The sequence below is a fragment of the Streptomyces sp. NPDC050743 genome (assembly GCF_044456925.1).
Taxonomy (GTDB): Bacteria; Actinomycetota; Actinomycetes; order Streptomycetales; family Streptomycetaceae; genus Streptomyces.
In genome coordinates, this window is record NZ_JBITGJ010000116.1 from 1 (window position 1) to 8,537 (window position 8,537).

Here is an 8,537-nt window from a genome sequence, read left to right on the forward strand (position 1 = left end):
CCTCGCCGCTATCTCCCCGAGGGAAGCATGGACACGATCTACCCCCAAACCAAAGATCAGATCGACCTCGCTACACCACCACAGGGGACATGACCGGGCCGGCCCCCGGTATCAGGCCACGAGGGTCTTGTGGAGGGCGTCGAGGCCGTCGCGGTAGATGCCGGTGAAGAGGTCGACGACTTCGTCGTCGGTGGCGTTGTCGGGGTTGAAGCGTCCGGACCACTGGACCTCGGCGATGTCGTCCCGGCCGGGAATCGTGTGGACCCGGATGGTGGAGACGTAGCCGTCGACGGGGAACGGGGCCTGGAGGATGGCGTAGCTGTAGTGGCGTTCGGTCTCGTTGAAGTCCACGAGGCGCTCGATGATGACCTCGCCCTCGGGGTTCTTCAGGCGGCGGACCCGGCCGCCTTCGAGCGGGGTGCTCTCGGGGACGTAGGGGAGCCAGTCGGGCAGGGCGTCGAAGCCGCCGATGAGGCTCCAGACCTTGTCGGGGGAGGCGGGAACTATGCGGCTGACAGAGGTCGAGGCCATGATCTTTCTCCTTCTGGTGCTGGTGTGAGGGCTTCGGCGTGGAGTCAGGCGCCGTTGGGAAGGGGGGCGGCGGGGCTGACGAGATTGGCGGCGCGCAGGTCGTGCCAGAAAGCGGCCGGGATGTTCTCGTCGAGGGCGGCGATGTCCTCGGCGATGCGGCTGGGGCGGGTGGCGCCGGGGATGACGGCGGCGGCGACCGGGTGGGCGAGGGAGAACTGGAGGGCGGCGGCCTTGATGCTGATTTTGTGCTTCTCGGCGAGTGCCTTGAGCTTCCCGACGCGCTCGATGATTCGCGGCGGGGCCTGCTGGTACTCGAAGTGGGCGCCGCCGGCGAGGATGCCGGAGCTGTAGGGCCCGCCGACGACCATGCCGACGTTCTGCTCCTGCGCCATCGGCAGCAGGCGCTGCAGGGCGTGCTCGTGGTCGAGGAGGGTGTAGCGGCCGGCGAGGAGGAATCCGTCCGGGTGCGGCTCGTCGAGGGCGAGGGCCAGTTCGATGGGCTCGGTACGGTTGACGCCCAGGCCCCATGCCTTGATGACGCCTTCGTCGCGCAGCCGGGACAGCACGCGGAAGGCACCGGTGCGGGCCTCTTCGAACTTCTGCAGCCACAGGTCGCCGTGGAAGTCCTGTGCGATGTCGTGGACCCAGACGATGTCCAGGCGGTCGACGCCGAGGCGCTTCAGGCTGCCCTCGATGGAGCGCTCGGTGGCCTCGGCGGTCCACTCGTGGACGATCTTGTTCGGATTGCCGTGTTCGAAGATCCCGCCCTTCTCGCCGAGGTCGCGGGCGCCCTCCTCCAGCTCGTCGAGGATGACCCGGCCGACCTTGGTCGACAGGACGTAGGCGTTGCGGGGCTTGGTGGAGATGACCTTGCCGAGGCGTTCCTCGGAGAGGCCAGCCCCGTAGAAGGGGGCGGTGTCGTAGTAGCGGATGCCCAGGTCCCACGCGGCCTCGACAGTGGCGCGGGCCTCCTCGTCGGGGATCGCGCGGAACATGTTGCCGAGAGGGGCCGTACCGAATCCGAGCCGGCCGGGAAGGATTTCCTTGAGGGACATGATGGTGCCTTTTCGATCGATGTCTCCGCGTCGGGGCGTCTCTGACACGGGGGAGACACGGGAGGGGGATCGGGTGTCTGTGTGGGTGGCTGCCCTGCTGGCGGTGCCGTGGCACTGGATGCACGGCTGTCCCCTGTCGGGGCCGGGGCGTAGGGCCAATTAATGCACGAGCGCATTACATGCGTCAACAATAGTTGCAGACGCCGCACAATGCAAGAAGGTCCCGGCCGGGTGGTGATCGATTTGGGTGCAGCGGGCACTTGGCGCCGGCGAAGGTGGCCCACTGGCAACCTCACTGCGGTACGGGCGAGCCGAAGATGTCCGCGCATGACTGCCCGCCCGCCCGCGCCGACGGGCGGGACTTGCCGCACCCCGCGGGGACGCTGCGCGAGACGCCCGGGCTCCCGGCCGAAGCGCATCGTGAAGAGGAACCACACAGGCACCGTGGATCACCCGGCGGGCGCGTCGGGTGCCAGCCGTACGACGCGGGGTATCGGCTCCCGGCCGGGCGCACGCGTCTCAGGGGAGGATCGTGGGGACAAGGCCGCCATCGACGCCGAGCGCCCTGCCCGTCGTCGCCGAGGCCTGCTCCGACGCCACGTAGGTGATCATGCTGGCCACCTCGTGGGGGCGGATCAGGCGTTTGAGCAGGGACGCGGCCGCACGGTTCTCGGCCAGGTAGCGCCGCTCCTGCTCACTGGGGTCGAGGCCGGGATAGAGCTCGTCGAACATGGCCAGCACGCCGTCACTCATCGTCGGCCCGGGCAGCACGCAATTCACCGTGACCCCGGTGCCGGCGACCGCCTGGGCCATGCCGCGGGACACGGCCAGCTGCGCCGTCTTGGTCATCCCGTAGTGGGCCATGTCCGTCGGCGTCTGTACGCCCGCCTCGCTGCTGACGAAGATCACGCGGCCCCACCCCCGCCCGACCATCCGTGGTGCGTAGTGGCGCGCCAGCCGCACGCCGGAGAGCACGTTGACCTCGTAGAGGCGCAGCCAGTCCGCGTCGGGGATCTCGAACACGGGCCTGGTCTCAAAGATGCCGGTGTTATTGACCAGGATGTCGACATCGGGCAACTGCCGCATCAGGTCGGCCGTCCCTTCGGCCGTCCCGACATCGGCCGTGACACCGCGTCCGCCGAGCCGCTCCGCCGTCTCGGCGACACGGTCGGCGTTGCGGCCGTTGATTACGACATCGGCCCCGGCGGAGGCCAGCGCCTGCGCGGTCGCCTCGCCGATTCCCGCGGTCGAACCGGTGACCAGCGCGGTACGTCCACTGAGATCGATCTTCATCGGGCAAGCACCTCTCCAAAAGCGGTGGCGGACCAAGGGCAGCGGGCCTCGTCTGAACGCGCCCGCGCCGCACCGGCGTCCGTCCGGACCTCGGGACGGCCAGGATCGGCCCATGGCGAGGGGAAGCTGCCCGGAGCGGCGGAAACGGTCATGACGAGGGACCGGACGGAAACGATTCTTCGGTAGGGCGGCTGAGCCCGCACCTCGCCGACGCCCCGCTCGGTCCCGGACCGGACACCAAGATGCTTGCGCAAGCCTTATGAGGGCTCCAGCTGGTATTTCCAAGAAGGGCTTACCCTGGACTTCAGGCACATCCGGAAGGAGACCCGGGCCCATGACCGCCACGGATCCCGCGCTGACCGCCCTGGCCAACGGATGGGCAGCCCTCTACCTCCTTTACGGCAGGATCGAGGCGCACATCGAGCGCGCCCTGCAGTCCGGACACGACCTGAGCGTGCGGGAGTACTCGTTGCTCGACGTGCTCAGCCGCCAGCACGACGGCGAGGGCGGGCACCTGCAGATGAAGCAGGTCGCCGACGCGGTGGTGCTCAGCCAGAGTGCCACCACCCGCCTGGTCTCCCGCCTGGAGGACCGTGGCCTGCTCTCCCGCTACCTGTGCCCGACGGACCGCCGCGGCATCTACACCGATGTCAGCGACACGGGCCTGAAGCTCCTGCAAGAGGCCCGGCCGACCAACGAAACCGCCCTCAGGGAGGCGCTGGACGAAGCCGCCAAGATCCCCGAACTGGCCCCCCTGGTCACGGCAGTCCAGGCGAACCCAACGCGTCGGCACCCCGATCCCCTTCCAGCACGGTGAGAAGAAGCGTTTGCCCTGCCCTTTCGAAGGAGGGAGATGCTGGTTCGTTGATCGGTTGGGGGAGTGCTCGGAGCGGAGCGGCTTGACCGAGGGCTCGGTGCGGTCGATGCCTGTTGTGGAAGGTCTCGAACTCACGGAGTGGGTGCAGAAGGTGGCTCTGGTTCCAGATCAAGGTGCGATCCAGGAGCTCGTGCCAACAGGTCTGTGTCCGGCGTTCCATGAGGGAGTTCATCCGCGGTATCTGGATGCCGGTGGTGACGACCTTCAGGTCGGCGCCGGCCAGTGAGGCGTCGTAGGCGGCGGTGAAGTCCGCGTCGCGGTCGCGGATCAAGAATCCGGCCCTGCTGCCCGCGTCCTCCAGGTCCATGAGGAGATTGCGTCCGAGTCGCACGATCCAGTCTGCGGTGGGGTGTGCGGTAGCGCCGAGGACCCGGATGCGCCGGGTGGAGTGCTCGATGACGGCGAAAACGTGGAGGGGCGCCCCGGTCAGGGTGCGCGACTCGAAGAGACCGCAAGCGAGTCGTGCTTTGGCCTTGCGCTTGCCGAATACCTTATCCGTGCTGGTCAGGCGGCATGTTGGTACTCGTGGAAGGTGCCTGTGGGGCTCGGAAAGTCATCGCCGCAGGTCAAGCGGCGTACCTGTACTCATTGATGGCGCCGCCGACGATGCGGGTGCGCAGGAGCCTGTGGCTGTCGAGGTCGTGGACGGTGGGGGGCTGTCCGGAGGAGTGAGGGGGTTTCTGATCTCGGGCCCGGTGAGGTCGGTGCGTGTTGTAGTGCCGTTCGAAGTCGGCGAGGACTTGCCGGGCGTGGGCCTCGTTCATGAGCAGGACGTGGTCGAGGGCCTCGCGGCGGACGGTGCCGATCACCCGCTCGCAGTGCGCGTTCATCCGAGGCGCCCGTGGCGCGCTGAGCAGCACGTCCATGTCCTCGGCTTCGAAGACGGCGTCGAAGGACGGGTCGTACTTGGCGTCGCGGTCGCGCAGCACGAAGCGCAGCGACTCCATGCGCATGCCGAGTTGGTCGGCGAGATTGCGGGCCTGTTGCGTCGCCCAGGCCCGAGTGGGGTGGGCGGTGACGCCGGTGATGTGCAGTCTTCGGGTGCCGTGTTCCAGGAACGCCATGGCGTAGAGGCGCTTTCCGAGCATGGTGTCCACGTGGAAGAAGTGGGCTGCGATGATCCCTTGGGCTTGGGCGGTCAGGAACTCATGCCAGCTGGGGTCGGACCGGCGTGGAGCCGGGTTGATGCCCGCGGCGTTCAAGATCCCCCAGACCGTGGACGGTGCGATCGGATGGCCCAGCCGGGTCAATTCGCCCTGGATCCGACGATGTCCCCACCGGGGACTCTCGCCGGCCAAGCGCCGCACCAGCTTCCTGAGCGCGGCCGCAGTCGGGGGTCGGCCGGTGCGGCCGCGGCGGGCGGGGTAGTCCCACTTCATGGCGATCAGCTTGCGGTGCCAGGCCAGCAGGGTGCCGGGTGTGACGGGGAAGACGTCGGCCCAGCGGCGGCGCGGTATTCGCGAGGACAGCGCGGAAAGTCAGAACCGGTCGGCCCACTCGTAGCGGACCGGGCCCTTGAGCTGACGGCGCAGGACTGAGTTCTCATGCCTCAGCACCAACAACTCGGCGTCCCGGGCGGTGTCTCGGCGCAGCAGGACAGCCGGTAGGGACAGCATCGTGCGAGCAGCGCGGTACAACAGCGACACGACCATCGAGACAACGTCTCCGCCACCACCGACAACCATGTACACCGCTGCTCACCTGCAGCGATGACTTTATGAGCCCCCACAGGCGTGACCGGCAAGTACAGATACGCGGCTTGACCAGCGGCGACGATTTCCGAACGGTACAGGTCGTGGTCAGTCGGCGGAGCGACGCCGGTGTGCCTTCTGTGCCGCGGTCTTCTTCGCTCTTTTCCTCCCCGTCGGCTTCGCACGGCGCGTCTGTGCTGCCTCCACGCTCTGTTGCAGCACCGCCATCAAGTCCACCCTGGCCCCCTCGACGCCTCGGGACTCCGGTGCGTGCGGCGGCTCCATACCCTGAAGCTTGGCAGCGACGACCCGCTGCAGGGCGCGGCTGTAGTCGTCGTGCTGCTCCGCCAGGTCGAAGCCGGAGCCCATGGCGTCCATCAGTTCGTGCGCCATCTGCAGTTCCTGGCGGCGGGCCGGTGGGGTCTCCGGGATGGTGATCTCCTGAGTGGGGCGCAGTTGGTCGGGCCACAGCATGGTCTGCATCGCGATGACCTCGTCCAGAGCCCGGAGCACGGCGAGTGATTCCCGGGTGCGCAGCGCTGTCCGTGCGATGGCCACTCGCCCGGACTTCCTCATGGCGTCGCGCAGCAGGGCGTACGGGCGCGCGCCAACGGGGCCAGTACCGAGGTAGTACGCCGTGTCCAGTGCGAGCGGGTCGATCTGGTCTGCGTCGACGAACGCCAGGATCTCGATGCGCCTGGCGGTAGGAAGCGGGAGGTCAGCGAGATCGTCGTCGCTCAGTATGACGACCCGGCCGTCCGGGGCCTCGTAACCGGGCGCCACTTCCTCAAAAGGGATTTCGACGCCCTCACGCTCGCAGTAGCGGTGCAGACGCACCCGGCCACCGCCACACCGCGTGTGTACCTGGTGCAGCGGGACGTCGTGCTCCTCGGTGGCCGCGTGCACGGTTACCGGTATCGATAACAAGCCCCACGTGATGGCCAGCTTGATGATGGTCTGTGGCATGACTCCCATCGCACCCACGCCCGCCAATGATCGCATGTCGAGCAGGCCGCATTGCGTGCTCCGCTCGGCATGTTTGCATGCGTCGACCGAAGCACTTTGGCCTGGGCGGCGAAGAGGGACCCGCTAGGGTTCTGCCTCTGTGACCAGAGGGTTTTCCTCTTTCGGGGTCTTGCCGTTCAGTGACGTAACTTCAGCGATGTTGAGGCGTTCTCATCTCGCGCGGCCGATCGACGTCAGCGTTGTAGGTGCCAAGAACCGCGTCCGTGCTGGTCACGAAGCATGTTGGTACTCGTGCAGGATGCCGCCGAGGCGGTCGCGTCGGTGGACGGCGAGAAGGGTGAGCCGGTCGGGCTCGGTGATGGGTTCGGGCAGGGGCTGAGTGGTGCAGCGCTTGCGCGAGTGCGGTGGGGTCTGTGCTGGTTGTAGAACTGCTCGTATTCGCGCAGCGCCTGGAGTAGATGGGCCTGGTTCCAGATGAGGGTGCGGTCGAGGAGCTCGGTCCGGCAGGATCGCACCCATCGCTCGATGAGCGCGTTCATGCGCGGCATCCGGACACCTGTGGGGTGCCAATAGTGCCGTACGCCTTGTGAGCTGGGCGTTCGCCTGCGCAGCCGGGATCTTTGTCAGGCGGTGTCGCGGTACTCGCGAATCAGTCCGCCGAGGATGTCGTGGCGCTGGGTGTGCTGGGCCGGGAACGGTATGACGTCCGAGTCGTCGCAAGGCGCCCGGAGATCCAGTGCCCGGTGCGGCCTTGCCGTGTTGTGGTGCGCCGCGTATTCGGCGAGGACGCGTCGGCCGTGTTGCTCGTTGTAGATCAGGATCCGGTCGGTGCACTCGGCGCGGACGCTGCGGATGAACCGCTCGACGTGGGCGTTCATCCTCGGCGCCTGCGGTGCGGTCTTGAGAATCTCGATGTTCTCGCTGGTGAACACGGCGTCGAAGGCCTGGGTGTAACGGCTGTCCCGGTCGCGCAGCAGGTAACGGAAGCCGGAGACCCGATCGCCGAGATCGGCCAGGAGGTTTCTGGCGAGCTGGGTGGCCCAGGCCGCTGTTGGGTGGGCGGTCACGCCGAGGATGTGCACGGTGCGGGTGCCGACCTCCATGACGGCGAAGGCGTAGAGCCTGGTCAAGCCCGCGGTATCGACGTGGAAGAAGTCGGCTGCGAGTAGGCCGGAGGCCTGGGCGCGCAGGAAACTCGCGCCAGGTAGGCCCGGTGTTGGGGCCGCGTCGGGGTGCTGGCCCGAGTCTGGCGGAACGCAGGATACGGCGGACGGTGGAGGCACCGACCCGGTGTCCGAGCCGACGCAGTTCGCCCTGGATGCGGGTCGAGCCCCAGGTCGGGTTCTCGCGTGCCAGGCGCAGGATCAGAGCGGTGACTTGCTCGGATATCGGCGGCCGCCCGGTCCGTGCGGGTTCCTGCCGCCACTTTCAGCGGATCAGGCGTCGGTGCCAGGACAGCAGTGTGCCGGGGGTGACCAGGCGGTGTCGGCGGAGCCTGCCGGGCAGGTGCCGAGCGAGAGCGGCGAGGACCGCAAACTCCGGCCAGGTCAGCCGCGGTCGGACACCGAGCTGCCGACGCAGCACCGCATTCTCATGGCGCAGCGCGAGCAGCTCTACGTCCCTCGCCCGGTCGGCACAGGAGAGGAGCAGGATCAGTCCGAGGAGCCGAATGAAGATCAGGTAGAGCATGCGCAACGCCATGCAGTCCGAGCCTGTCAGGACTGTCGACCCTCGCAAAGTTCCTGGTCAGCAGCGATACGTGAGTTTCGGCACCCTACAAGGGCCAGCCGCGGCTGCGGCGCACAAGCTCCTACGGCTCGCCCCAGACCGCCATGTAGAGGACCGTACCTCTCGCTGGCGTTTTGGACGGTGGACCTGGGTCAGTCCACGTCGAAGGTGTGGTTGGACGCGTCGTGCTGGTGGTTGAGGCAGTGGGCGCCGTCCGGGTTGGAGACGCCGCCCTCATTCACCGTCCTCCTGCTCGTCGGCCTGTGCCGGGTCGGTGACCTCCTGCTCGTCGGCCTGTGCCGGGTCGGTGACCTCCTGCTCGTCGGCCTGTGCCGGGTCGGTGACCTCCTGCTCGTCGGCCTGTGCCGGGTCGGTGACCTCCTGCTCGTCGGCCTG

The 8,537-nt window shown here is 67.8% G+C and carries 9 protein-coding genes and 3 pseudogenes; 1 reads left to right on the plus strand and 11 read right to left on the minus strand.

Annotated elements, in window-relative coordinates; genetic code table 11:
* Positions 1-111: 111 nt before the first annotated feature.
* From ACIBJF_RS45510 to ACIBJF_RS45520, 3 genes are all read right to left on the minus strand, one after another.
* A complete protein-coding gene (locus ACIBJF_RS45510; RefSeq protein WP_399183342.1) occupies positions 112-531 on the minus strand; it encodes an SRPBCC family protein in 420 nt (139 codons plus the stop codon).
* A gap of 44 nt (positions 532-575) precedes the next feature.
* Positions 576-1,586, minus strand: a complete 1,011-nt coding sequence (locus tag ACIBJF_RS45515) for an aldo/keto reductase (protein WP_399183344.1) — start codon at positions 1,584-1,586, stop codon at positions 576-578.
* A 519-nt stretch (positions 1,587-2,105) separates the two neighbouring features.
* Complete coding sequence (locus ACIBJF_RS45520; protein WP_399183346.1) at positions 2,106-2,879, minus strand: SDR family NAD(P)-dependent oxidoreductase; 774 nt, start codon at positions 2,877-2,879, stop codon at positions 2,106-2,108.
* A gap of 334 nt (positions 2,880-3,213) precedes the next feature.
* Here ACIBJF_RS45520 and ACIBJF_RS45525 point away from each other — a divergent pair, with 334 nt between their 5' ends.
* Entirely contained in the window at positions 3,214-3,696 is a 483-nt protein-coding gene (locus tag ACIBJF_RS45525) for a MarR family winged helix-turn-helix transcriptional regulator (protein WP_399183348.1), read from the plus strand.
* 37 nt (positions 3,697-3,733) lie between these two features.
* Here the strand turns inward: ACIBJF_RS45525 and ACIBJF_RS45530 are convergent.
* The 8 genes and pseudogenes from ACIBJF_RS45530 to ACIBJF_RS45565 all read right to left on the minus strand — a co-directional run.
* Positions 3,734-4,234, minus strand: a pseudogene (locus ACIBJF_RS45530) (integrase core domain-containing protein); the annotation flags it as partial.
* A gap of 88 nt (positions 4,235-4,322) precedes the next feature.
* Positions 4,323-5,225 (minus strand): integrase core domain-containing protein, encoded by a 903-nt coding sequence (locus tag ACIBJF_RS45535; RefSeq protein ID WP_399183370.1) that lies wholly within the window; start codon positions 5,223-5,225, stop codon positions 4,323-4,325.
* A gap of 9 nt (positions 5,226-5,234) precedes the next feature.
* A complete protein-coding gene (locus ACIBJF_RS45540; RefSeq protein WP_399183349.1) occupies positions 5,235-5,408 on the minus strand; it encodes a hypothetical protein in 174 nt (57 codons plus the stop codon).
* 147 nt (positions 5,409-5,555) lie between these two features.
* Positions 5,556-6,413 carry a Ku protein gene (locus ACIBJF_RS45545; protein ID WP_399183350.1) on the minus strand — a complete coding sequence of 286 codons (858 nt, stop codon included), beginning with the start codon at positions 6,411-6,413 and terminating at the stop codon, positions 5,556-5,558.
* Positions 6,414-6,683: 270 nt separating this feature from the next.
* Positions 6,684-6,973 (minus strand): annotated as a pseudogene (locus ACIBJF_RS45550) (integrase core domain-containing protein); the annotation flags it as partial.
* Between the two features lie 63 nt (positions 6,974-7,036).
* Complete coding sequence (locus ACIBJF_RS45555; protein WP_399183352.1) at positions 7,037-7,543, minus strand: integrase core domain-containing protein; 507 nt, start codon at positions 7,541-7,543, stop codon at positions 7,037-7,039.
* 154 nt (positions 7,544-7,697) lie between these two features.
* Positions 7,698-7,802: pseudogene (locus ACIBJF_RS45560) on the minus strand (integrase); the annotation flags it as partial.
* A gap of 39 nt (positions 7,803-7,841) precedes the next feature.
* Entirely contained in the window at positions 7,842-8,114 is a 273-nt protein-coding gene (locus ACIBJF_RS45565; protein WP_399183354.1) for an integrase, read from the minus strand.
* Positions 8,115-8,537 lie beyond the last annotated feature (423 nt).

Excerpts from the sequence above, each read along its gene's own strand:
- ACIBJF_RS45510 (WP_399183342.1), bottom strand. The coding sequence starts at position 531 with ATGGCCTCGACCTCTGTCAGCCGCATAGTTCCCGCCTCCCCCGACAAG.
- ACIBJF_RS45515 (WP_399183344.1), bottom strand. The coding sequence starts at position 1,586 with ATGTCCCTCAAGGAAATCCTTCCCGGCCGGCTCGGATTCGGTACGGCC.
- ACIBJF_RS45520 (WP_399183346.1), bottom strand. The coding sequence starts at position 2,879 with ATGAAGATCGATCTCAGTGGACGTACCGCGCTGGTCACCGGTTCGACC.
- ACIBJF_RS45525 (WP_399183348.1), top strand. The coding sequence starts at position 3,214 with ATGACCGCCACGGATCCCGCGCTGACCGCCCTGGCCAACGGATGGGCA.
- ACIBJF_RS45540 (WP_399183349.1), bottom strand. The coding sequence starts at position 5,408 with ATGGTCGTGTCGCTGTTGTACCGCGCTGCTCGCACGATGCTGTCCCTA.
- ACIBJF_RS45545 (WP_399183350.1), bottom strand. The coding sequence starts at position 6,413 with ATGCCACAGACCATCATCAAGCTGGCCATCACGTGGGGCTTGTTATCG.
- ACIBJF_RS45565 (WP_399183354.1), bottom strand. The coding sequence starts at position 8,114 with ATGGCGTTGCGCATGCTCTACCTGATCTTCATTCGGCTCCTCGGACTG.